This window comes from Pseudomonas sp. 1176_21, from assembly GCF_052850635.1.
This window is the reverse complement of record NZ_VXCV01000009.1, coordinates 124,511-145,871: the sequence shown is the minus strand read 5'-3', so window position 1 is coordinate 145,871 and position 21,361 is coordinate 124,511. Positions and strand designations below refer to the sequence as shown.

Annotated in this window: 22 protein-coding genes and 1 pseudogene; 13 read left to right on the top strand and 10 right to left on the bottom strand. The window is 55.8% G+C overall.

What is annotated here, in order from left to right; genetic code table 11:
• The first annotated feature begins 8 nt into the window (after nt 1–8).
• The 9 genes from FW760_RS20250 (at nt 9) to FW760_RS20210 (ending at nt 10,877) form a co-directional block, all read left to right on the top strand.
• A complete protein-coding gene (locus FW760_RS20250) occupies nt 9–1,517 on the top strand; it encodes an oligosaccharide flippase family protein (protein ID WP_446443932.1) in 1,509 nt (502 codons plus the stop codon).
• Nucleotides 1,502–2,752, top strand: a complete 1,251-nt coding sequence (locus FW760_RS20245) for a glycosyltransferase (RefSeq protein ID WP_147303888.1) — start codon at nt 1,502–1,504, stop codon at nt 2,750–2,752. The genes FW760_RS20250 and FW760_RS20245 overlap by 16 nt, the downstream gene beginning before the upstream one ends.
• Entirely contained in the window at nt 2,736–3,758 is a 1,023-nt protein-coding gene (locus tag FW760_RS20240; protein WP_116055161.1) for an EpsG family protein, read from the top strand. The genes FW760_RS20245 and FW760_RS20240 overlap by 17 nt, the downstream gene beginning before the upstream one ends.
• Before the next feature lie 59 nt (nt 3,759–3,817).
• Nucleotides 3,818–4,957, top strand: coding sequence for a glycosyltransferase family 4 protein (locus tag FW760_RS20235; RefSeq protein ID WP_116055159.1), 1,140 nt, complete (start codon nt 3,818–3,820; stop codon nt 4,955–4,957).
• Nucleotides 4,958–5,049: 92 nt separating this feature from the next.
• On the top strand, nt 5,050–6,174 hold the full coding sequence (locus tag FW760_RS20230) for a glycosyltransferase family 4 protein (RefSeq protein WP_116055157.1): 1,125 nt from the start codon (nt 5,050–5,052) through the stop codon (nt 6,172–6,174).
• 72 nt (nt 6,175–6,246) lie between these two features.
• Nucleotides 6,247–6,843, top strand: a complete 597-nt coding sequence (locus FW760_RS20225) for a sugar transferase (protein WP_116055155.1) — start codon at nt 6,247–6,249, stop codon at nt 6,841–6,843.
• The gene (locus FW760_RS20220; RefSeq protein WP_116055153.1) at nt 6,840–7,469 is read left to right on the top strand and encodes an acetyltransferase; all 630 of its coding nucleotides are present in this window, start codon (nt 6,840–6,842) and stop codon (nt 7,467–7,469) included. The genes FW760_RS20225 and FW760_RS20220 overlap by 4 nt, the downstream gene beginning before the upstream one ends.
• An 84-nt stretch (nt 7,470–7,553) precedes the next feature.
• Complete coding sequence (locus FW760_RS20215) at nt 7,554–8,732, top strand: DegT/DnrJ/EryC1/StrS family aminotransferase (RefSeq protein WP_116055150.1); 1,179 nt, start codon at nt 7,554–7,556, stop codon at nt 8,730–8,732.
• Between the two features lie 150 nt (nt 8,733–8,882).
• Nucleotides 8,883–10,877 carry a polysaccharide biosynthesis protein gene (locus FW760_RS20210; RefSeq protein WP_116055427.1) on the top strand — a complete coding sequence of 665 codons (1,995 nt, stop codon included), beginning with the start codon at nt 8,883–8,885 and terminating at the stop codon, nt 10,875–10,877.
• Nucleotides 10,878–11,338: 461 nt separating this feature from the next.
• On the opposite strand, the pseudogene FW760_RS20205 reads toward FW760_RS20210, so the two are convergent.
• Both FW760_RS20205 and FW760_RS20200 read right to left on the bottom strand, forming a co-directional pair.
• A pseudogene (locus FW760_RS20205) lies at nt 11,339–11,871 on the bottom strand (IS3 family transposase); the annotation flags it as partial.
• A gap of 81 nt (nt 11,872–11,952) precedes the next feature.
• Entirely contained in the window at nt 11,953–12,792 is an 840-nt protein-coding gene (locus FW760_RS20200) for a lipopolysaccharide kinase InaA family protein (protein ID WP_446443931.1), read from the bottom strand.
• Nucleotides 12,793–12,987: 195 nt separating this feature from the next.
• Here FW760_RS20200 and FW760_RS20195 point away from each other — a divergent pair, with 195 nt between their 5' ends.
• Nucleotides 12,988–13,314 carry a ComEA family DNA-binding protein gene (locus FW760_RS20195; RefSeq protein ID WP_043862694.1) on the top strand — a complete coding sequence of 109 codons (327 nt, stop codon included), beginning with the start codon at nt 12,988–12,990 and terminating at the stop codon, nt 13,312–13,314.
• Nucleotides 13,315–13,421: 107 nt separating this feature from the next.
• Here FW760_RS20195 and FW760_RS20190 read toward each other — a convergent pair whose 3' ends face one another.
• The gene (locus FW760_RS20190) at nt 13,422–13,589 is read right to left on the bottom strand and encodes a DUF2897 family protein (RefSeq protein WP_078479756.1); all 168 of its coding nucleotides are present in this window, start codon (nt 13,587–13,589) and stop codon (nt 13,422–13,424) included.
• Nucleotides 13,590–13,770: 181 nt separating this feature from the next.
• Between FW760_RS20190 and pyrF the strand changes: the two genes are divergently transcribed.
• Nucleotides 13,771–14,472, top strand: coding sequence for an orotidine-5'-phosphate decarboxylase (gene pyrF / locus FW760_RS20185; protein WP_054915847.1), 702 nt, complete (start codon nt 13,771–13,773; stop codon nt 14,470–14,472).
• A gap of 72 nt (nt 14,473–14,544) precedes the next feature.
• On the opposite strand, the gene FW760_RS20180 is transcribed toward pyrF, so the two are convergent.
• Nucleotides 14,545–15,549: an MDR family NADP-dependent oxidoreductase gene (locus FW760_RS20180; RefSeq protein WP_116055146.1), complete on the bottom strand. Its 1,005-nt coding sequence runs from the start codon at nt 15,547–15,549 to the stop codon at nt 14,545–14,547.
• 228 nt (nt 15,550–15,777) lie between these two features.
• Between FW760_RS20180 and FW760_RS20175 the strand changes: the two genes are divergently transcribed.
• Nucleotides 15,778–16,539 (top strand): SDR family oxidoreductase, encoded by a 762-nt coding sequence (locus FW760_RS20175; RefSeq protein ID WP_054915845.1) that lies wholly within the window; start codon nt 15,778–15,780, stop codon nt 16,537–16,539.
• Nucleotides 16,540–16,577: 38 nt separating this feature from the next.
• Here FW760_RS20175 and FW760_RS20170 read toward each other — a convergent pair whose 3' ends face one another.
• Entirely contained in the window at nt 16,578–17,771 is a 1,194-nt protein-coding gene (locus FW760_RS20170; protein ID WP_043862698.1) for a benzoate/H(+) symporter BenE family transporter, read from the bottom strand.
• Between the two features lie 145 nt (nt 17,772–17,916).
• Here FW760_RS20170 and FW760_RS20165 point away from each other — a divergent pair, with 145 nt between their 5' ends.
• Complete coding sequence (locus tag FW760_RS20165; RefSeq protein ID WP_100634492.1) at nt 17,917–18,519, top strand: glutathione S-transferase family protein; 603 nt, start codon at nt 17,917–17,919, stop codon at nt 18,517–18,519.
• 43 nt (nt 18,520–18,562) lie between these two features.
• Here the strand turns inward: FW760_RS20165 and FW760_RS20160 are convergent, their stop codons facing one another.
• The 5 genes from FW760_RS20160 to FW760_RS20140 all read right to left on the bottom strand — a co-directional run bounded on the left by FW760_RS20160 (nt 18,563) and on the right by FW760_RS20140 (nt 21,202).
• Nucleotides 18,563–18,934, bottom strand: a complete 372-nt coding sequence (locus tag FW760_RS20160) for a glutathione S-transferase N-terminal domain-containing protein (protein WP_043862700.1) — start codon at nt 18,932–18,934, stop codon at nt 18,563–18,565.
• A 61-nt stretch (nt 18,935–18,995) separates the two neighbouring features.
• The gene (gene folE / locus FW760_RS20155; RefSeq protein WP_054915843.1) at nt 18,996–19,541 is read right to left on the bottom strand and encodes a GTP cyclohydrolase I FolE; all 546 of its coding nucleotides are present in this window, start codon (nt 19,539–19,541) and stop codon (nt 18,996–18,998) included.
• A 69-nt stretch (nt 19,542–19,610) separates the two neighbouring features.
• Nucleotides 19,611–20,168: a Smr/MutS family protein gene (locus tag FW760_RS20150; RefSeq protein WP_043862702.1), complete on the bottom strand. Its 558-nt coding sequence runs from the start codon at nt 20,166–20,168 to the stop codon at nt 19,611–19,613.
• Between the two features lie 52 nt (nt 20,169–20,220).
• Nucleotides 20,221–20,538, bottom strand: coding sequence for a hypothetical protein (locus FW760_RS20145; RefSeq protein WP_116055144.1), 318 nt, complete (start codon nt 20,536–20,538; stop codon nt 20,221–20,223).
• 73 nt (nt 20,539–20,611) lie between these two features.
• On the bottom strand, nt 20,612–21,202 hold the full coding sequence (locus FW760_RS20140; RefSeq protein WP_054915842.1) for a cysteine hydrolase family protein: 591 nt from the start codon (nt 21,200–21,202) through the stop codon (nt 20,612–20,614).
• Nucleotides 21,203–21,361 lie beyond the last annotated feature (159 nt).

Below are 21,361 nucleotides of genomic sequence, written 5' to 3'. Positions count from 1 at the left end.
TTGCCAAGTTGTCTCTTAGAAAAAATATTTTTGCAAGTTATTTTAGTCAGGGGTACGTCACCCTTATTGGTATTCTGATACTTCCCCTGTACGTCAAATATATGGGGGCGGAATCGTACGGGCTGATTGGCTTCTTCACGATGTTACAAGCCTGGTTTTCGCTGCTAGATATAGGCTTGACTCCGACGATCGGCAGGGAGACAGCTCGCTATCATGGTGGCGCTATGTCAGCGCTAGTCTTCCGCCAATTATTTCGCTCACTCAGCCTAATTTTTTTGGCAATAGCTATCAGCGGCGGTTTTTTGCTTTGGCTACTGTCGGGAGTGATCGCAGCGAGATGGCTGAATGTCCTGACGTTGCCAAAAAATGACGTGGTAATTGCCCTGCAAATCATGAGCATCAGTGTTGCGCTCCGCTGGATATGCGGTCTTTACCGGGGAGTGGTGACGGGAGCAGAACGGCTGGTTTGGTTAAGTGCATTTAATGCCGGAGTAGCGTCACTTCGCTTTTTAGGGGTGCTGCCGGTAATGTGGTATTTCGGCTTTACCCCGTATGTTTTCTTCCTCTACCAGTTGCTAATCGCGCTATTTGAACTACTGGGTTTGTGGCTGAAAAGTATGACCATACTGCCGAGAAAGGAGAGTCTGGCCGCTCCAATAGGCTGGTCCTTTAAGCCAGTTCGGCCAGTTCTGAAGTTCGCGTTGACGGTTGCCTTTACTTCTGCTGTATCAGTTGCAGTTACACAAACGGACAAGCTGGTGTTGTCTGGCGTTCTTTCGTTGGCGGCGTATGGGCATTTCACCTTGGCAGTGCTAGTGGCCGGTGGCATCATGATCATCAGTGGCCCGGTCAGCAGTGCGATAATGCCCCGCATGACCAAGCTGCATGCGCAGGGCGATCAGCAGGAAATGCTAAATGTCTATAGCACAGCTACCCAGTTGGTGAGCATTGTTGCTGGAAGCTGCGCCGTTACTCTTGCTTTTTTTTCTGCCCCTTTGTTGTATGCGTGGACGGGTGACCGGACGTTAGCCGCAGAAGCCGCACCTATTTTGAGTCTCTATGCGTTGGGCAATGGGTTTCTTGTCATCGCAGCGTTTGCCTATTATCTGCAGTATGCAATGGGTAATTTACGCTATCATCTCGCTGGTAATTTGGTAATGCTGGCACTATTGGTACCTAGCGTGGTGATCGGCGCTACATACTATGGGCCGATAGGGGCGGGCTATGTTTGGTTGTTACTCAACGTTGTGCTGCTGCTTTTTTGGGTGGCGTATGTGCATGGAAAGATGGTGCCAGGTTTTCATTGGCCCTGGCTGATGAATGGTGTCGTTGTTATTTACGCGCCAGCGTTTATCGTTGCTTTTACGATGTCCCGTTTTGAATTTGTATCAGACAATCGAGTTTTAAATTTAATTTACGTTTTTGGTTGTGGGTTCTTCATATTAGCAAGTGCTTTGCTGGCGTCGAAAAAATGTCGGTTATGGTTGGGGAGGAAGTTTGCGTGGATGAGCAAGTAATAATAGGTAAAGGCGAGCTCATAGTGTTCATGGGTGGCATGAACGCGATGCCGATGATGTATGCAGTTGAGTTGAAGAAGCTGGGGTTTGATGTACTATATTTCGTCGATGCAGCGCCTCAGGATATGTTGTCACGGCCTGAAAATCATTATCCCGAAATTTTCTACCCTTATCCGCGTTGGATCATTGAGCGCCGGTTGTTTAGTCAATTGCTTCTACCGCTCTTTCCTCGTTTTTCGGCATTTTATTACCGTTGGTATATACGCCGTCTGACTGGTAGAAAAAAATGCGTATTTGTCTTGAACGGTTTTTTCTCTTCGCTGTCGCCTTTCCTTTCTTCGGCGTCACGAAAAATTGCTTTAAGCCATGGATCTGATCTTGACGTGTGGGGAAATACGAATGGGGTCGATGAGCTGATTACAGGATTTGGAAAGAGATCATTCTTCAGGTTTTTGCCTGCGTCCCTGGCTGGAAGGTTGATCAAGATGATTGTAGGACGCCAGTATGAAGGATATCGACAGTCCAATGCCGTGCTTTACTTTCCAAAGGGATTTAACCATGCAGGCGACACTGTCGTGCAGTCGCTGGTTGACGCAGGTGTCCAGTATGTGAGTCGTCATGATATCTCTGACGAACCATTGAAGCGTTGTACACGTACATTTAAGGAGCCGGGTACTGTGCTAGAGATTTTTTCCGGTGTTAGGTTCCTATTCGAGACGTTTCCCAATGGGAATCGAGGTTACAACAAAGGCAACGATGTCATCATTGAGGGGCTGGCACTCTATTACTCGAGAAACAAGAACATACGCATACATTTCGTCAGCAAAGGTGAAGACGTTGGCGCTGCCAAGGCTTTATGTGAAAAGCTGGGAATAGACGCCGCAGTCGTCTGGCATGATGAAATGAAGCTAAGCGAGCTCCTGGCTTTGTATGAGGACTCGGATATTTGCTTTGATCAGGTAGGTGCCCACTGGATTGGCGCGGTTGGTGGTTATGCACTTTGGCTTGGCAAACCGCTTATTGCCAACGATGCTTCGCTGGTTGATTCCGGTGTATGGCCACACGAAAACCCAATCTGCTCGGCGAGCACCCCACAAGCGGTCTATGATTGGTTGGTGAAACTTGAGGACATTGGCATGCGGCGCGAAGTTGCCGAGAAGTCAAAGCGTTTCGTTGAAGCCCACATGATGCCCGGCTCTGTACTAAAGAAACTGTTCGATGTCGGAGCATCATAACATGATTAATGCTGCTGAATCGGCTCCTCGTGGGGCTGCGGTGCTTGACGCGCGCTTGAAGCGGCATCTCTATACCATTTTTGTATTGGCTATCGCGCTGGGTTATGGTTGGTGGCTGGCCTCATTGCCGCTAGATGTCTTCAAAGACCGCATAAACTATTTAAATTATGTTGATTTTTCGGCGTTGATCCTGCAGTCGAATTTTTCCCAAAGCTGGCTCGGCGGCCTGGCGAACGAGCCGGTCTGGTTACTGATTAATACTACTTTAGCGAATGTATTCCAGCCGGAGACAGCGTTGCGCATCATCATCGGTGGGCCTGCTGCTCTTATGGCTTACGTATTACTTCGTTCCAATCCCCGCTATTTTTTCTGGCTGTTGCTGTTTCTGTTTCTGCCTCAGGTGATAAAAAACCACATTGTTCATCTGCGTCAGGGGTTGGCAGTCAGTTTCTTTCTCGCAGGTTGGTTTGCAACGAGATGGCCACTTCGTTATTTTTTGATTTTGCTATCGCCATTTATTCATGCCTCTTTTTTCTTCATCGTTTTTTTCATGATTTTGTGTCATGTATTGAATTCGCTACGCTTTAGTTCCAGTTTGCGCAATCTGGTCTTTCTGGCGATAGGATCGCTTTTCGGCGTCGCAGTAGGTGGTATTGCAACCTTTATTGGTGCGCGACAGGGGCAAGCTTACGACTTTTCATCTGTAGAGGTCAGCGGGCTCGGCTTCATTTTCTGGTCCAGCATCCTATTGCTTTTTCTAGTACAAACGCGTGCATTTTTGCGCGACCAGGCGCTGGCCATTGCTATCGTTGTTTTCTATTTGAGCACCTATTTTCTAAGCGAAGTGGCTGGGCGTATTTTCGAAAGCGGGTTCGTTCTCGTGCTGTTGGCGGGATTGAGTCTACCGCGGCAATGGAGGCTGTTGTTCGTCGCGCTGATTTGCCTATACGGTGTGATAGGCTATGCCGGCCGACTTGATCAGCCCTGGCTGGGCTTCGGTTATTGAGCACATCGACATTTGCACTGACTGCGGATGTCCCGAACCGGATTGGAAGAGCAGGTCCTTTGAAAGTAGTTCATGTAATTGTCGGGCTGAATGTGGGCGGTGCAGAGCTGATGCTCAAGCGCTTGCTCGAAACTCACTCAACGCTCTCAGGCTATGAACATTCGGTCATTTCGCTGACCGACCTGGGGGTGATTGGGGCTCAACTGCGTGCGCAGGGCGTTACTGTGACAACACTCGGGATGCGCAAGTCGCTCGGCATACCCGCCACCCTTTTCTCACTCTACAGACAGCTTCGTCAGGCCCGTCCCGACATTGTCCAGACGTGGATGTATCACGCTGATTTGCTGGGTGGATTGGCTGCTCGACTTGCCGGTGTTCGACATGTGATTTGGGGTGTCCGCACAACCGATATTGGTAAGGGCGGGAAGAGGTCTACAATGCTGGTTCGCAGTATGTGTGCGCGGCTTTCCAGCTGGCTGCCCAGCGTTATCGTTTGTGCGGCGCAGGCTTCACGACAGGCACATATAGACGTCGGCTACGCTGCGGACCGAATGATGGTCATTCCCAATGGCTTCGATCTTACCAAATTGCAGGCCGACGTGTTTCAGCGCAAGCAACTACGCTCCTCTTTAGGTATCGGAGAGGGGGAGCTGATCGTTGGTAGTCTAGGGCGATTGAATCCGGTGAAGGATCATGCCAACTTCATTGCCGCAGCCGCAATTGTCGCGCGGCAGTTGCCAAATGCAAGGTTCCTGATGATCGGCCGAGGGCTTGCCGAAGATAATCCAGTAGTTGTCGACCTCCTAGCCAAAAGCGGGGTTGCGCTGCGTTTTGCATGTCTTGGCGAGCGTCAGGATGTATCCGTGTGTTTGAGTGCGATGGATGTTTTCTGCCTGCATTCGCGTACGGAAGGCTTTCCCAATGTTCTGGGCGAGGCCATGGCTATGGCATTGCCCTGTGTTACCACCGACGTGGGGGATGCACGTCATCTTCTAAGCGGCAATGGTATCGTGGTGCCCGCACAGGACAGTGCTGCTCTGGCCGAAGGTATGCTGTGCTTGCTGAGCATGGATGAAGCGGCCCGTGATGCCATGGGGCAGGCGGCCAAAGCGCGAATCGGCGAATGTTTCACTATCGCCAACAGTGCTGAAAAATTCAGAGGTGTTTACGATAATCTCGTTGGGGCGAAACCCCGGTAAAGCAAGCCCTTGCAGTGCGTTTCGGATATGCAGCGTATGCTGAACGGCGCGCCTAGCGTGGTACATGACCTGACAGTGGTGGTTATTAACAAATGGTTTTTCTTTTGGTTGCAAGTTTTCCTGACTCGCTGCTCACGTTTCGTGGCGCGTTGCTTAAGGCGCTCGCCCATCGTGGCGTCGGCATACATGTTGCTGCGCCTGGGTTGGGGGAGGGCACGGCATTGCGCAAGGAGCTGGAAACCCTTGGTTACCAGGCGCATGATATTCCGCTGAACCGAGTAGGCATGAACCCGCTGGCCGATGGCCGTACACTGTGGCACCTCTGGCGTTTGATGCGAAAAGTCAGTCCAGACACTGTGCTGGCGTACACGATAAAGCCCGTGATCTATGGCCTATTGGCGGCGCGATTGGCTGGCGTTGGTAAACGTTTTGCGCTGATTACGGGACTTGGTTACTCTTTCCAAGAGCCCAGAGACTACTCACAAGTGCGTGTGTTGCTACGCTTGCTGGTTGAGCGACTCTATGCTTTCTCGCTACGCGATGTTTCCACCGTATTTTTTCAGAACCCTGATGACAGACAACTGTTCAAGGAACGTGGTTTGCTCTCCAGCGACGCAAATGCGATAGTGATTAATGGATCTGGGGTTGATATTTCGAAATTCAGTGTTGTTCCGTCACCGGCCCAGATGAGTTTTTTGCTCATTGCGCGTTTGCTGGGCGACAAGGGAGTTCGCGAATACGCTGCAGCGGCACGACGTGTGCGTGCCACCAATCCGAATATCGCTTTCAATCTGGTGGGCTGGATAGACGATAACCCGGACGCTATCAATAAGGCGGAACTGGATGCGTGGATCGAGGAAGGTACCTTGAGTTATCTGGGCCGTATGACCGACGTGAGACCGGCCATCGCTGGCAGCAGTGTGTACGTGCTGCCGTCCTACCGGGAAGGCACGCCCCGCACTGTATTGGAGGCGATGGCTATGGGAAGGCCGGTCATCACAACTAATGCTCCAGGTTGTCGGGAAACCGTGCAGGACGGTTTGAATGGCTATCTGGTTGCCGTCAAGAGCGTCGATGAACTCGCCGCCGCCATGTTCAATTTCGTCAATAATCCTGAACGTGTTGATTCGATGGGGCAGGCGGCGCGCGATCTGGCTGTGGAAAAATACGATGTGAGAAAGGTTAATGAGATAATGCTTCAGGAGATGAATATCTGAGCTGGCAACCATTTGGGGCTTACTTTTTCGAACACCACACCATCGTTTGCCTAATTTCAGGTTTTAAATTCAATGTTGAAGCGTCTATTTGATCTGTTGTTGTCTTTACTCGGGCTCATGATCTTGGTCCCTATCTTTCTAATCATCTTTTGTGCGATCAAAAGTAAGCTTGGCTCGCCGGTACTGTTTCGCCAGGTCCGTCCTGGCTTGGATGGGAAGCCGTTTGAGATGATCAAGTTCAGAACAATGAAAGACGCCTTTGATTCCGCAGGAAGGCCGCTTGACGACGCGTTGCGCATGACGCGTTTCGGGCAATTTCTTCGCGCCAGCAGCCTAGATGAGCTCCCCGAATTGTGGAACGTCCTCAAAGGCGACATGAGCCTGGTGGGACCCCGGCCGTTGTTGATGGAATACTTACCTCTTTACGATCATGAGCAGTACCGTCGGCATAAAGTACGCCCGGGTATCACCGGATGGGCTCAGGTCAATGGGCGTAATGCGTTGAGTTGGGCCGACAAATTTTCGTTGGATGTTTGGTATGTGGACAACCGTACTCTTCTGTTGGATATCAAAATCATCCTATTGACCGTCAAAAAGGTGTTTCTGCGCGAAGGCATCAGTGCCGAAGGCGAAGTGACCATGTCTAAGTTTAACGGCAATAAGCAATGAGCCGTTTGGCCGTTCTTGGCGCAAGTGGTCACGGAAAGGTGATTGCAGATACTGCAGAGCAATGTGGTTGGGAAGTGGTCGAGTTCTTCGATGACGCTTGGCCAGAGATATCTCTTAACGGCCATTGGGCTGTGGTAGGCGCAGGTTCTGAGCTGCTCTACCGTATGGGTGATTATGATGGGGTGATTGTGGCGATTGGCAACAACGCCATACGGCAAGCCAAGCTCGATGCCCTCCAAGCCAATGGAGCAGAATTGGTGACGCTGGTCCACCCCGCCGCAGTTGTAAGCCGGTACGCCACCTTGGGAGTAGGTTCTGCAGTGTTTGCAGGAGCTGTACTGAACGCTGGGGCATGTATCGGTAGGGGAGCGATTCTCAACACAGGATGCAGTGTTGATCATGACTGCATCCTCGGCATGACTGTACACGTCAGCCCCGGCGCGCGTCTAGCGGGAGGGGTAATAATTGGTGAGGGTAGCTGGGTTGGTATCGGTGCCAGTGTAAAGCAGCTTGTGCGTATCGGTAGTCGCGTTACCGTGGGGGCCGGTGCCGTAGTGCTGGCCGACGTGCCTGACGACATCACGGTAGTGGGCGTGCCGGCTCGTCCAATTTACTTCAAATCTTGAAGTCATCGGTTCACGAGCGGTGTAAGCTTCCACTCTCTATATCACCCACCTTCGTCGAAATTTTCTTAGCTCCGGGAATTGATTGTGCTGAACACCTCTTTTTCTCCTTGGCCTTCTTTCACTGAAGAAGAGGCCGATGCCGTGTACAGAATTGTTCTGTCCAACAAGGTCAATTATTGGACAGGCCAAGAGTGCCGAAAATTCGAAGAGGAGTTTGCGAAGTGGGCAGGCACACAACATGCTGTTGCCGTTACCAATGGAACCGTTGCTCTGGACCTTGCACTGAGGGCACTAGGGATTGGGAGTGCGGATGAGGTCATCGTGACCTCGCGCACCTTCCTGGCCTCGGTGTCGAGCATTGTTAACGCCGGAGCAATCCCAATCTTCGCTGATGTGGATCGCGACTCTCAGAACATCACCGAGAGTACAATCCGTGCAGTTTTGACCCCGCGGACCAAGGCGATCATTTGCGTACACCTGGCCGGCTGGCCGTGTGATATGGACGCAATTATGGCACTGGCGGGAGAGTTCAATCTTGCCGTGATCGAGGATTGCGCCCAGGCTCACGGCGCGAGCTACAAGGGGCGGCCGGTCGGTTCGATCGGTCATGTAGGCGCCTGGTCGTTTTGCCAAGACAAAATCATGACCACCGCAGGTGAGGGTGGGATGGTGACAACCAATGACCGGGCGTTGTGGTCGCGCATGTGGTCGTACAAGGATCATGGCAAGAGCTGGGATGCCGTCTACGAGCGCAAGCACGAGCCAGGATTCCGATGGGTGCATGAAAGCTTCGGCACCAATTGGCGCATGCTGGAGGTGCAGGCGGCCGTCGGTAGAATCCAGCTCAGGCGTATGCCGCAATGGCATCAGCAACGACTGGCAAATGCTCAGCGTATCTGGGCATGCGCGAGGAAACTAGCGGGCCTGCGGGTGCCTGAAATCACAAGTGACTCGGTTCATGCGGCGTACAAATGCTACGTGTTTGTCGAGCCTGATACGCTGAGGGAGGGATGGAGTCGTGACCGTATCATTCACGAAATCTCCGCTGAGGGTGTTCCGTGTTTTTCGGGTTCGTGTTCCGAGGTTTACCTAGAAAAGGCCTTTGACAACACGCCGTGGCGCCCGAAAGAGCGCCTGAGCGTTGCTCAGGCGCTTGGAGAGACAAGTCTGATGTTTCTTGTTCATCCAACGCTGAGCGATGAGGAAATCAGCAAAACCTGTACAGTTTTGACTCAAGTTATTACTTCGGCGGTCGAGCCTTAAGTTTATCAAAGATCATTCTTGGATTTGATCTGTTTTCATTATGCAATGAGTGTTACCTGTGTTTGCACGGATGTAGCCTGCAGCGGGTTCAGGATGAGTAGCGTAAAAGTGGAGCGTAGTGTGGGGCGGAGTCAGGAGAGCAAACGAATGATGGACAAGATTCGGGCGGGAATGCTCGTGCTGCCTCGACGCCACAAGCGTGCCTTGCAAGTGGCGGCGGATATTGTGTTGGTGTGGGTGGCGTTGTGGTCGGCATTCGTAGTACGCCTGGGCATTGCCGGGGCGGTTGATCCTATCGTGACCCATGTGTGGTTGTTCATATCCGCACCGATTGTCGCTATCCCAATTTTCATTCGATTCGGATTGTATCGGGCGGTTATGCGCTACTTCGGCAATGATGCGCTTATCACCATTGTAAAAGCCGTTTCCCTATCCGCCCTGCTACTGGCTGCTGTCGTCTACTGGCACAGTAATCATACTGCTGTCGTGCCGCGCTCCATTGTCTTCAACTACTGGTGGTTGAGCCTGGTCATGATTGGCGGGCTTCGTTTGATCATGCGTCAGTATTTTCTTGGGGATTGGTTCGCAGCCAGCCAGCATGTCCCTTTCACCAGCCGAGAAAACGGGCTGACAAAAGTCGCCATTTACGGTGCCGGAGCTGCCGGAAATCAGTTGGTGGCGGCATTACGTATCGGCCGTGTGATGCGGCCGGTCGCATTTATTGACGATGATGCCAGCATCGTTGACAGGACGATTTCGGGGCTTCAGGTGTTCAGGCCGTCTCACATCCAGCGCCTTATCGATTTGACGGGCGCTCAGGAAATACTGCTCGCGATTCCGTCCTCTTCACGTTCCAGGCGTCGTGAAATTCTAGGGTTCCTTGAGGGCTTTCCGTTACACGTGCGAACGGTGCCCGGTTTTATGGACTTGGCCAGCGGTCGTGTCAAAGTCGATGATATTCAGGAAGTGGACATCGCCGACCTACTTGGGCGCGACCCAGTGCCTGCGCAGGAAACCCTTTTGTCGCATTGCATCAGAGGCAAGTCTGTTCTGGTAACGGGCGCGGGGGGGTCTATCGGTTCAGAGTTGTGTCGTCAGATTCTGAGTTTGAAACCAAAGATATTGTTACTTTTCGAACATGGCGAGTTTAATCTTTATAGTATCATGAGCGAACTTGAACAGCGCGTGCAACTCGAGTCGCTACCGATTCGGGTATTGCCGATGCTCGGAACGATACGCAGTCAGAAACAGCTGCTTGATATTATGAAAACTTGGAGTGTCGATACAGTCTATCATGCTGCCGCGTATAAGCATGTGCCCATGGTGGAACATAACATTTCTGAAGGTGTTATGAATAATGTCATCGGCACGTTGAATACTGCGCAAGCTGCGATACAGGCGGGCGTTTCAAATTTTGTATTAGTGTCGACGGACAAGGCTGTTCGACCCACCAATATCATGGGGAGTACCAAGCGTCTTGCAGAGCTCACGCTGCAAGCATTGAGCCGAGAGACGGCACCCGTGCTTTTTGGTAGCGGTAACAATGTAGCTCAGGTCAACAATACCCGCTTTACCATGGTTCGATTTGGCAATGTACTGGGATCTTCAGGTTCGGTCATACCGCTTTTCCATAGTCAGATCAAGTCAGGCGGTCCCATTACCGTTACCCATCCGAAGATTACTCGTTATTTCATGACTATTCCGGAAGCGGCTCAACTGGTCATCCAAGCGGGTTCAATGGGACTAGGGGGGGATGTGTTCGTGCTTGACATGGGGGAGCCGGTTAAAATAGCCGAGTTGGCGGAAAAAATGATCCATCTTTCCGGGTTGAGCGTCTGCTCCGAGCGTAACCCCAATGGTGATATCTCTATCGAATTTACTGGGCTGCGGCCTGGTGAGAAGCTATATGAAGAGTTGCTGATCGGCGACAATGTTGTCGCGACGTCTCATCCGATGATCATGAGCGCCAACGAAGACTACATTGGTTGGGACTTGTTAAAGGGAAAATTGAATGAATTACTTGCGGCTATTGCAGCAGATGATTACGGTAAAGTTCGGCAATTACTTAGGGAAACGGTAGCTGGTTACACTCCGGATGGCGAAATCGTTGACTGGCTGCATCAACAGCGTCGCATGGATCCGTAGCGCTCGAATCTTTTGGCATGTTGCAGCCGCATTGTTAGTTACGATCGTGGTTACGCCCTCTGCGGATTCTGTTCTGTTATCCGGCTACTGTCGGTTCGCCTGTGTCCTCGCTGAAATATGCACTGTTTATTGTTTAGAATTTTATTTTTCCACTAGCATCATAATGACGGTTTTAGTTGAAAAAGTTGTGCGGGGAATTGGTAGAAGTCGGTGGTGGGAATGTTCAGCGTTACCTGAATATGAACTGCCAGATTATAGTGATAAATGTAACGAAGCATATCCGAAAGATTTGGGCGGTTGCGAAGTAATCATGGTGGGCAATTATTGCTGTTTTTTTTTGGTAGTATGAGTGCAACGTCTTTCTGCTACGCTCAAATTGTATTGCACAAGGTGCCGGCGTGCTCTGGAGTAACACTTGTAGCGCGCTTCTCAATTTGTGTTGAATGTTGCCCATGTAGTGGTCAACTCATCCCGGACACGGCTTTGAGTTTTTCTTCAGCTTTCGCCGGAGCCAGTCCATCGTTGAAGTGATAGGGTCGGATCCAGTTGTAGTGGCCCATCAGGTACTGGCTAAGGTCTCGTTGAGCTTGCTGCCCGGTCAGGTAGCCCGTGGGCGGTATCCACTCTGATTCAAGCTGCGAAATACTGGCTCCATCGGCGCATTATCCCAGCAGTTGCCTCGGCGGCTCATACTCTGGCGCATGCGGTAGCGCCACAGTCTCGGGCGGAACTGACGACTGCCATATTGCGATCCCTGGTGGGAGTGAAACAGTAGCCCTTGAGGCTTTCCGCTTTGTTCGTAAGCCACGTCCAGCGCTTTGACCACGAGGTCTGCGTTCGGCTTTTCTGATAAGGCCCAGCCCACCACTCTGCGTGCATAGAGATCCAGGACAACTGCCAGATAATGCCATTTGCCCTGCGCCCAAACGTAAGTGATGTCGCCACGCCAGACCTGATTTGGCGCTTCGACATCAAACGCTCGGTTCAAGATGCTACCACCCGCATACAACAATCTGACATGAGCGGTAGTGCTTGACAGCGGCTTATTAGAGCCGCTTGATTCAAGTATTTGAAGTCAGCATAAATCTATTACCCCTTGCAAGAACACCTTTCGTCGCTCCTTGCGCCCCAGGTGCTGATGCTTCGCTACCTGGAAAGTGTCGATGAAGCGTTTTCTATCTACCTGTGAATGGGCTGTCAACGCGTCATATACCAACGCGTCATATCGTTCTTCCTCAATGAACCCATTAACTTCTCGCAGATAAAAGAATCCGAACTGGAACCCCAAGGTCTCACTCAGATACTCTGCCTCCTGAGCAAAGCAGTTCTCCAGATCAATGGCATACGTCGCGCCTACCCCCTCATTACACATCATCACATTCGCCGCCCACAGGTCCATGTGATAGATGCCAGTGCTGTTCAGAGAAAGCATCAGTTCGAACACCGCACCAATCACCCGCTCAACCTCCTCAGGCTTGGCCAATATCCACTGATAGCCATCGGTGTAGTTCTGCAGCAGCTCAGTGATGATGAAAAAATCATCCATCAAGCCAAAGCGCGACTTGGTATACCCGTACCCCACAACACCCGGCACGCTCGCACCACGACGATGGGCTTCCGCAGTATTGATCAACTCTTCGATCGGCCAGTCGAACATACCGCAACGCTTGCGTGTGCCACGTGCGAGACGGATTTTCTTCGGTAGGGTCTCCAGCACCTGGCGCTTGGCAAAAAGCAGCTGCTCGCCCGCGGGAAGGGGAGCGCTGACCCGTTTAGCTTGGCGCTTCTGGCTCAGTAACTGGGTGAATGCCTCAGTGGTCGATGCACTCACTGGTGTCTTTAGATGAAGCGTCGAGCGCTGATGTTTGAAGGTATACGGAAATCCATCAACCAGCTTGTTCTTCCCTTCGCGCACCGCTGCACATCCCGTGTAAGAGTTTTTCGACGGCCAAAACGGTAACATTTCCTACACATTTTTACATTTCTTTCACATCTTGTTTGAATCCTTTTGACCTTGACTGTGGATCAGTTGTTCTTGAGCCGCTAGGTTTTACAGGCAGCCAAGGAATCGCTGCCCTAGCAAGCTCACACACCAAGGAGTGCCACCGTTATGCGCAATACCTTTCTTGTTTCTCTGCTGCTCGCGCTGCTCAGCGCGTTCTCGCTGCCGTCGTTTGCGGCGGCCACCAAGGCCGCGGGCGACTTGCCAGTCACTACAGTCAGCGCAGCGCTCGCCTCAACCACCGTCAACCTGAACACTGCCGATGCGGCGACACTGCAGTCGTCGCTCGCAGGTATCGGCAAGGCCAAGGCTGAAGCGATCGTGGCCTACCGCGAAGCCAACGGCGCGTTCGAGTCAGTGGATGAGTTGCTGGAGGTGAAGGGGATCGGCCAGGCGCTGATCGAGCGCAACCGGGACAAACTGGCGGTCAAGTGACCTGAGGAGGGGCGGGTCGGGCAATGCTCGATCCGTTTTTATCATCAAATGGCATGGGCCCATCGCCGGCAATGCCGGCGCCTGCAGAAGGCGGGGAAGCGCCACGCTTATCGGTCTTGCGCGTCCTTGGCATCGGCTTCGGCATTGCGCTCATGCACGCGCTTGAGTTGCTCTTCGGTCAAGGGCAGCTTCTTCGCAGTATCACGCAGCATCATCAAGCCACCGACAATCGAGCCGATGGCAACCAGCAAGATCAACCAGGCATACCAGGGCATGAGCTTCTCCTTATCGACGGCGAATGGCGCCGCCTCTGTGATGTTGGACTCGACACGACCGTCGATGGTTCAAGTATAAGAGGCCCACCACCTGGGGGCGAATTCGCGATCACCGGCCCCCATTGGCACTGCGCATCGGCTACAATGCGCGCCGATTTCGACTTGCCCAGAGAGCCTGCCCATGTCCGCCTGTCAGACGCCTATCATCGTCGCCCTGGATTTCCCTACCCGTGACGCCGCCCTGAAACTGGCCGATCAGCTGGACCCCGCGCTGTGTCGGGTCAAGGTCGGCAAGGAGCTGTTCACCAGCAGTGCGTCGGGCATCGTTGAAACCCTGTGTGAAAAGGGCTTCGAAGTGTTCCTGGACCTCAAGTTCCACGATATCCCCAACACCACCGCCATGGCCGTGAAGGCCGCAGCCGAAATGGGCGTGTGGATGGTCAACGTGCACTGCTCTGGCGGCCTGCGCATGATGGCGGCCTGTCGCGACGTGCTGGACCAGCGCAGCGGGCCACAGCCGCTGTTGATCGGTGTGACCGTGCTGACCAGCATGGAGCGTGAAGACCTCGCCGGTATTGGCCTGGACATCGAGCCGCAGGAGCAGGTGCTGCGACTGGCCGCCCTGGCCGAGAAGGCCGGCATGGACGGCCTGGTGTGCTCTGCCCTGGAAGCCCCGGCCCTGAAGGCCGCGCACCCGTCGTTGCAGCTGGTGACTCCGGGCATTCGTCCTGCCGGCAGCGCCCTGGACGATCAGCGTCGTATCCTTACCCCGCGCCAGGCGCTGGACGCCGGCTCCGACTACCTGGTAATCGGTCGCCCGATCAGTCAGGCGGCTGACCCTGCTCAAGCGCTGGCTGCAGTGGTAGCCGAAATTCGCGGCTAAGCGACTCGGTTTTTCGCCAGCAAGGCTGGCTCCTACAAGGAGGAGCCGGCCTTGCTGGCGAAGGCGTTCCCCTTATACCTTCAACACCAGCTTGCCAAAGTTTTCCCCGCTGAACAGCTTCAGCAGCGCTTCGGGAAAGGTCTCCAGCCCCTCGACAACATCCTCCTTGCTCTTAAGCTTGCCGCTGGCCAGCCAGCCGGCAATTTCGTTGCCTGCGGTGCCGTACTTGGCCACATGGTCCATCACCACGAAACCTTCCATGCGCGCGCGGTTTACCAGCAGCGACAGGTAGTTGGCCGGGCCCTTGACCGCCTGCTTGTTGTTGTACTGGCTGATGGCACCACAGATCACCACCCGCGCCTTGAAATTCAGGCGACTGAGCACTGCATCGAGGATGTCCCCGCCGACGTTGTCGAAGTACACATCCACCCCTTTTGGGCACTCGCGCTTGAGTCCCTCCAGTACGTCTTCGGCCTTGTAGTCGATAACCCCGTCAAAGCCCAGTTCATCGACCAGGTAGCGGCATTTCTGCTCGCCGCCGGCAATCCCGACCACACGACAGCCCTTGAGCTTGGCGATCTGCCCGGCAATGCTGCCGACCGCTCCCGCTGCACCCGAGATCACCACGGTTTCGCCCGTCTTGGGCTCACCCACTTCCAGCAGGGCAAAGTAGGCCGTCATTCCCGTCATGCCCAGGGCGGAGAGATAACGTGGCAACGGTACCAGCCTAGGGTCGACCTTATGCAGGCCCTTGGGCTCGCCAATGAAGTAATCCTGTACACCAAGGGCTCCGCTCACCGTATCACCCACGGCATAGTCAGGATGCCTGGACGCCACCACTTCACCGACACCCAGTGCGCGCATGACCTCGCCGATACCTACAGGCGCAATGTAGGACTTGCCCTCGTTCATCCACCCGCGCATGGCCGGGTCCAGCGACAGGTACAGGTTCTTCATCACTACCTGTCCCTCGACAGGCTCGCTCACAGGCACGGTTTCAAAGGTAAAGTCATCACGTGTCACTGCCCCGGTGGGGCGCTTGGCAAGCAGGAAGCGGCGGTTGGTACTGTCAGTCATGGCAAGGTTCTCTCTGGAAGGCAAACCCTGTTGATAGGCCTGCATCGGCAAATCGGCAAGGTCCAGCCTTGTGGCGAATGGCGATTGATCCATCTGGATGATTGAGCCTAGCAGCTAAAATCACCCGGTTCGATGGTGTGTTCACTGCGTGCCTGATGATGCTGCCCAGGAGCCACCGCCGATGACTAGACTCCCGCCATTGTCCTCACTACGTTGCGGGAGTTATCGATGAGCATGACTTTTTCCGGCCAGGTTGCCCTGGTCACCGGGGCCGGCGCCGGCATCGGCCGGGCCACGGCGCTGGCATTCGCCGCACAAGGCCTGAAGGTCGTGGTGGCAGACCTGGACGTCGCCGGTGGCGAACACACGGTCGGGTTGATTCAGGCCGCCGGCGGCCAGGCACTGTTCGTACCTTGCAACGTTACCCGCGAGCAGGACGTGCAGCAGTTGATGGCGCGCACTGTCGAGGCATACGGTCGTCTGGACTACGCCTTCAACAATGCCGGTATCGAGATCGAGCAGGGGCGCCTGGCCGACGGCAGCGAAGCCGAGTTCGATGCGATCATGGGCGTCAACGTCAAGGGCGTGTGGCTGTGCATGAAGCACCAGTTGCCACTGATGCTCGCCCAGGGCGGCGGTGCGATCGTCAACACCGCATCGGTCGCCGGCCTGGGGGCTGCGCCCAAGATGAGCATCTACAGCGCATCCAAGCATGCCGTGATCGGGCTCACCAAGTCGGCCGCCATCGAGTACGCCAAGAAACTGATCCGGGTGAATGCGGTGTGCCCGGCGGTGATCGACACCGACATGTTCCGTCGTGCCTACGAGGCCGATCCACGCAAGGCTGAATACGCCGCCGCCATGCACCCGGTCGGCCGCGTGGGCAAGGTCGAGGAAGTCGCTGCAGCGGTCCTGTACCTGTGCAGCGACGGTGCGGCATTCACCACTGGCCAGGCTCTGGCAATCGATGGTGGTGCCACCGCTATCTAGCGGGTGGGGCAGGGGAGGGCCAGGCCCTCCCGTGTCGATCAGGCAGCCTTGCGCCAGTTCAGGATCATCAGCGTCAGTACCCCCGCCACAATCCCCCAGAACGCCGAGCCGATCGAGAACAGGGTAAAGCCCGAGGCCGTGACCATGAATGTGATCAAGGCCGCCTCGCGCTCCCTGGCCTCGCTCATCGCCACCGTCAGACCGTTCATGATCGAGCCGAACAGCGCCAGTGCGGCAATCGACAGCACCAGCTCCTTGGGCAACGCGGCGAACAGTGCCGCCAGGGTGGCGCCGAACACGCCGGCAATACCATAGAAAATCCCGCACCAGACCGCCGCGGTGTACCGCTTGCTCGGATCTTCATGGGCATGCGGCCCGGTACAGATCGCGGCGCTGATGGCCGCCAGGTTGATGCCGTGCGAGCCGAACGGGGCCAGCAGCAGCGAGGCCAGGCCCGTCACTGAAATCAGCGGCGAGGCAGGTACCTGGTACCCGTCCGCACGCAGCACCGCCACACCCGGCATGTTCTGTGAAGTCATCGCCACCACGAACAGGGGGATGCCGATGCTGATGGTCGCGGCCAGCGAGAACGACGGCGTGGTCCATACCGGTGTCGCCACCTCCAGGTGGAAGCCGCTGAAGTCCAGCAACCCCATCACTGCGGCGATCGCGGTGCCTACCACCAGCGCGGTCAGTACCGCATAGCGCGGCGACAGCCGCTTGATCAGCAGGTAGCTGAAGAACATCCCCAGCACCAGGGCGGTCCGATGCTGGGCTGCAACAAAGATCTCGCTGCCGATCTTGAACAGAATGCCGGCCAGCAGGGCCGCGGCCAGCGATGCCGGAATGCGCCGGACCAGGCGTTCGAAACTGCCTGTGAGCCCGCAGATCACCACCAGTACGGCGCAGGTGATGTAGGCGCCGATTGCCTCGCCATAGCTCACGCCGCCCAGGCTGGTGATCAGCAAGGCTGCGCCGGGGGTCGACCAGGCGACCGTGATGGGCGTGCGATAACGCAGTGAAAGGCCAATGCTGCATACCGCCATGCCGATCGACAGCGCCCAGATCCACGAGGAAATCTGCGCGGTGGTCAGGCCGGCCGCCTGGCCCGCCTGGAACATCAGCACCAGCGAGCTGGTATAGCCCGTGAGCATGGCAATGAAACCGGCGACCACCGCCGAGGGGGAGGTGTCGGCCAGCGGACGCATTGGCGCAGAGGTGGCGTCAGGCATGCAGTAATCCTTGTGCGGGTGTAAGCGGGTTTTTCAGACTACGCTGCGATAGGGCGAGTTTTGCCATACAGCAACCATTGCATTTAACCGTACAGTCGCCAACTATGGACGGCGGTTTCGTTTCAGCTTTGGAGAGGGGGGAACAATGTACAAGGTCTACGGGGATTACCAGTCGGGCAACTGCTACAAGGTCAAGCTGATGTTGCACTTGCTTGATATTCCGTACATATGGTGTCCCGTGAACATCCTCAATGGCGAGACCGAGCGCCCTGAGTTTCTGGTCAAGAACCCTAACGGAAAAGTGCCGGTGCTGGAGTTGGAGGACGGCAGTTATCTGTGGGAGTCCAACGCCATTCTTAACTACCTCGCCGAAGGTAGCCTGTTCCTGCCGAGTGAACCGCGTTTACGTACGCAAGTGCTGCAGTGGCAGTTCTTCGAGCAGTACAGCCATGAGCCCTACATTGCCGTGGCACGTTTCATCCAGTTCTACCTGGGCATGCCCGAAGATCGCGTCGATGAATACAAGTCGTTGCAGAAGGGCGGGCACAAGGCGCTGAAGGTGATGGAGAAACAGTTGCAGGAAACGCCCTACCTGGTCGGTGACAAGTACTCGATTGCCGATGTGGCGTTGTATGCCTACACCCATGTGGCCCACGAAGCCGGCTTCCTGCTGGATGATTACCCGAAGATTCGCGCCTGGCTGGAACGCGTGGCCTCGCATGAGCGGCATGTGCCCATGATCGATTGATGGTGTTTTGCCGGCAGGGAGCAGCCCTGCCGGCCAAGCGCTGTCAGACCGCCGAGAACCGCTGGTTCAGGTAATCGATGATCACCTTGGACTCGTACATCCAGGTGGTCTTGCCGTCTTCCTCGATGCGCAGGCACGGCACCTTGATCTTGCCGCCTTGCTCCAGCAGGGCCTGGCGATCCTGTTCGTTGTTCTTCGCGTCACGCAGTGCCACCGGCACGTTCAGGCGGTGCAGTGTGCGGCGGGTCTTCACGCAGAAGGGGCAAGCGTGAAACTGATACAGGCTCAGCCCCTTGGCCTGCTGCTCGACATTCGCCTGGGCGGCCGCATCACGCTTGAGCTTGCTCGGGCGGCTGACCCAGTCGAGGAAGACGATCAGCTGGCCAAGGCCAACCCGCAGTGCTTTGACGATCATGGCAACTCCTCACAATGAAAAAAGCCGACCTGGGCAGGTCGGCTCGCAGAACCTCGGCCGATTACTTGATCAGGCTGAGGAACTCGCTGCGGGTGGCAGCATTGTCGCGGAAGGCGCCGAGCATCACCGAGGTGATCATCGACGAATTCTGTTTTTCCACACCGCGCATCATCATGCACATGTGCTTGGCTTCGATCACCACGGCCACGCCCAGCGCGCCGGTCACCTGCTGAACCGCCTCGGCGATCTCGCGGCTGAGGTTTTCCTGGATCTGCAGGCGGCGAGCGTACATGTCGACGATGCGCGCCACCTTGGACAGGCCCAGCACCTTGCCGCTCGGGATATAGGCGACATGCGCCTTGCCAATGAACGGCAGCATGTGGTGTTCGCACAGCGAGTACAGCTCGATGTCCTTGACCAGGACCATTTCACTGTTGTCGGAGCTGAACAAGGCGCCGTTGGTCACCTCTTCCAGGGTTTGGTCGTAGCCGCGGCAAAGGTACTTCATGGCCTTCGCAGCCCGCTTGGGCGTATCGAGCAGGCCCTCGCGGGAAACATCCTCGCCGAGTTGGCCGAGAATCGCGGTGTAGTGCTGTTCCAGGGACATGGATCTACCTGTGGGATTTATCGCAAAAGCGAAGGGTACGGCGGCTGTGACGGCGCTGCAAGCGCGGCGTTACTCGTCACGCCCTTCAAGCATGGTCCGCTTGAGCATGACATACACCGCGCCAGTGCCGCCGTGACGCGCCTGGCACGAGGTAAAACCCAGTACCTGGGCATGCTGGCGCAGCCAGGTGTTGACGTGGCTCTTGATCATCGGACGCTTGCCATCGAGCCGCACCGCCTTGCCGTGGGTGACTCGCACGCAGCGCACCTCGAAGCGCGTGGCCTCTGCCAGGAATGCCCAGAGGGTCTCGCGGGCTTTCTCCACGGTCATGCCGTGCAGGTCCAGGCTGCCTTCGAAACCGATCTGGCCAAGCTTGAGCTTGCGCATCTGGCTTTCCTGCACGCCATCGCGGCTCCAGTGCAGGTCGTCTTCCGGGCCCACGTCGATGACGAACTGATCGGACAGGCCGTCGATCACCGTCTGGTCGCTGCGCACGGTCGCGGCCTGGCGCAGGCTGGCCAGTTGCTTGCGGTCGGCCTTGGGTTTGCCGGTGTCGGCGCGATCATGCCGGATCGGCTTGACGCCGTGCATCTGGCTCTTGAACAGGGAAAAATCGTCGTCTTGCATGTAAGCCTCCGCCTGGGCGGCGCAGTTTACGCGACTCCCCACAGGGTTGCAGTCAATCGTGTTTCTTCATCAGGTGCGGCGACAGGTTAAGCCCCCTGGCACGGCGCAGGCGCAGCCGGCTGCGGCGCCAGGACCAGACGCCCAGGTACAGCGACAGCAAGCCCAGGCCCAGCACCACGGCAGCGCCGGGACGGTTGTTGTTGAGCTCGCCCAGCGCCTCGGCATGGCCCAGCAGGCCAGCGACGCCGGCCATGGTCAGGAGCACGCCGAGTATCGCCAGCAGTGCCGAGAACGCCGTGGCCAGGCGTGCGCCCCAATTGCGTTGTTCGCGGTGACGCAGGCGCCTGGCGTCGAAACTGGATAACTTCATTCCGACTTTCCTCAAAGGGTATCCGGGGTTGGACCCGAACGCCCCAGAGTGGTTCCACTTGCCTGTCGGGTGGTCAGATCAGGCTGTTGACGGGTGCGACACAGGCAAAGTTGTCGGCCATGATCGCCATTTCGCTCTGCTGGATCTGTGCGGCCGGGATCACGCCGTCCTTGAACGGCAGGTCGCGGGTGGCGCAGCCGTCTTCGACCAGGGTGCAGCGATAGCCGTAGTCCTTGGCGCGGCGCACGGTGGTGCTGACGCTGGAGTGGCTCATGAAGCCGCACACGATCAGGTCCAGGTGGCCGTACTTCTGCAGCGTCTCGTGCAGGGTGGTGTTCTTGAAGGCGTTGGGCATGCGTTTTTCGATGACGACTTCATCGCCCTGCGGCTCCAGGCCCGGGATCCACTCGCCGCGCGAGCCCTGTGGGTCGAACAGGCCACCCACGGTGCCCAGGTGGCGCACATGCACCACGGGCCGGCCGGCCTTGCGTGCAGCCTCGAGCAGTTTGCCGATGTTGGCCACCGCTTCGTCCATGCCCGACAGCGCCAGGGGCCCGCTCAGGTACTCCTTTTGCGCATCGATAATCACCAGGCTGGCGTTGCTCAGCTTGGCCGGCGGATAACCGCGACCGCTGAGGTGGAACATCGTCGTTGGAACGGACATCAGGGGCTCCTTTGGATAGGGCTTTTCACCTATTGTCCCCTGCTTGGCGACTTATGTGAATGGCTTAGCGTGCATGCGGCGTGGATAGCGGCCTGCAGGCATGAGCACAATTGCGGCCAGAGGCGTATTGGCGGGCCCATTTGTGTTCCAGGCTGTTAG

Bases quoted from the DNA above. Each gene is read 5' to 3' on its own strand.
- FW760_RS20240 (WP_116055161.1), top strand. From the start codon at position 2,736: ATGTCGGAGCATCATAACATGATTAATGCTGCTGAATCGGCTCCTCGT.
- FW760_RS20230 (WP_116055157.1), top strand. From the start codon at position 5,050: ATGGTTTTTCTTTTGGTTGCAAGTTTTCCTGACTCGCTGCTCACGTTT.
- FW760_RS20225 (WP_116055155.1), top strand. From the start codon at position 6,247: ATGTTGAAGCGTCTATTTGATCTGTTGTTGTCTTTACTCGGGCTCATG.
- FW760_RS20220 (WP_116055153.1), top strand. From the start codon at position 6,840: ATGAGCCGTTTGGCCGTTCTTGGCGCAAGTGGTCACGGAAAGGTGATT.
- FW760_RS20210 (WP_116055427.1), top strand. From the start codon at position 8,883: ATGGACAAGATTCGGGCGGGAATGCTCGTGCTGCCTCGACGCCACAAG.
- FW760_RS20195 (WP_043862694.1), top strand. From the start codon at position 12,988: ATGCGCAATACCTTTCTTGTTTCTCTGCTGCTCGCGCTGCTCAGCGCG.
- FW760_RS20190 (WP_078479756.1), bottom strand. From the start codon at position 13,589: ATGCCCTGGTATGCCTGGTTGATCTTGCTGGTTGCCATCGGCTCGATT.
- pyrF (WP_054915847.1), top strand. From the start codon at position 13,771: ATGTCCGCCTGTCAGACGCCTATCATCGTCGCCCTGGATTTCCCTACC.
- FW760_RS20180 (WP_116055146.1), bottom strand. From the start codon at position 15,549: ATGACTGACAGTACCAACCGCCGCTTCCTGCTTGCCAAGCGCCCCACC.
- FW760_RS20175 (WP_054915845.1), top strand. From the start codon at position 15,778: ATGAGCATGACTTTTTCCGGCCAGGTTGCCCTGGTCACCGGGGCCGGC.
- FW760_RS20170 (WP_043862698.1), bottom strand. From the start codon at position 17,771: ATGCCTGACGCCACCTCTGCGCCAATGCGTCCGCTGGCCGACACCTCC.
- FW760_RS20165 (WP_100634492.1), top strand. From the start codon at position 17,917: ATGTACAAGGTCTACGGGGATTACCAGTCGGGCAACTGCTACAAGGTC.
- FW760_RS20160 (WP_043862700.1), bottom strand. From the start codon at position 18,934: ATGATCGTCAAAGCACTGCGGGTTGGCCTTGGCCAGCTGATCGTCTTC.
- folE (WP_054915843.1), bottom strand. From the start codon at position 19,541: ATGTCCCTGGAACAGCACTACACCGCGATTCTCGGCCAACTCGGCGAG.
- FW760_RS20150 (WP_043862702.1), bottom strand. From the start codon at position 20,168: ATGCAAGACGACGATTTTTCCCTGTTCAAGAGCCAGATGCACGGCGTC.
- FW760_RS20145 (WP_116055144.1), bottom strand. From the start codon at position 20,538: ATGAAGTTATCCAGTTTCGACGCCAGGCGCCTGCGTCACCGCGAACAA.
- FW760_RS20140 (WP_054915842.1), bottom strand. From the start codon at position 21,202: ATGTCCGTTCCAACGACGATGTTCCACCTCAGCGGTCGCGGTTATCCG.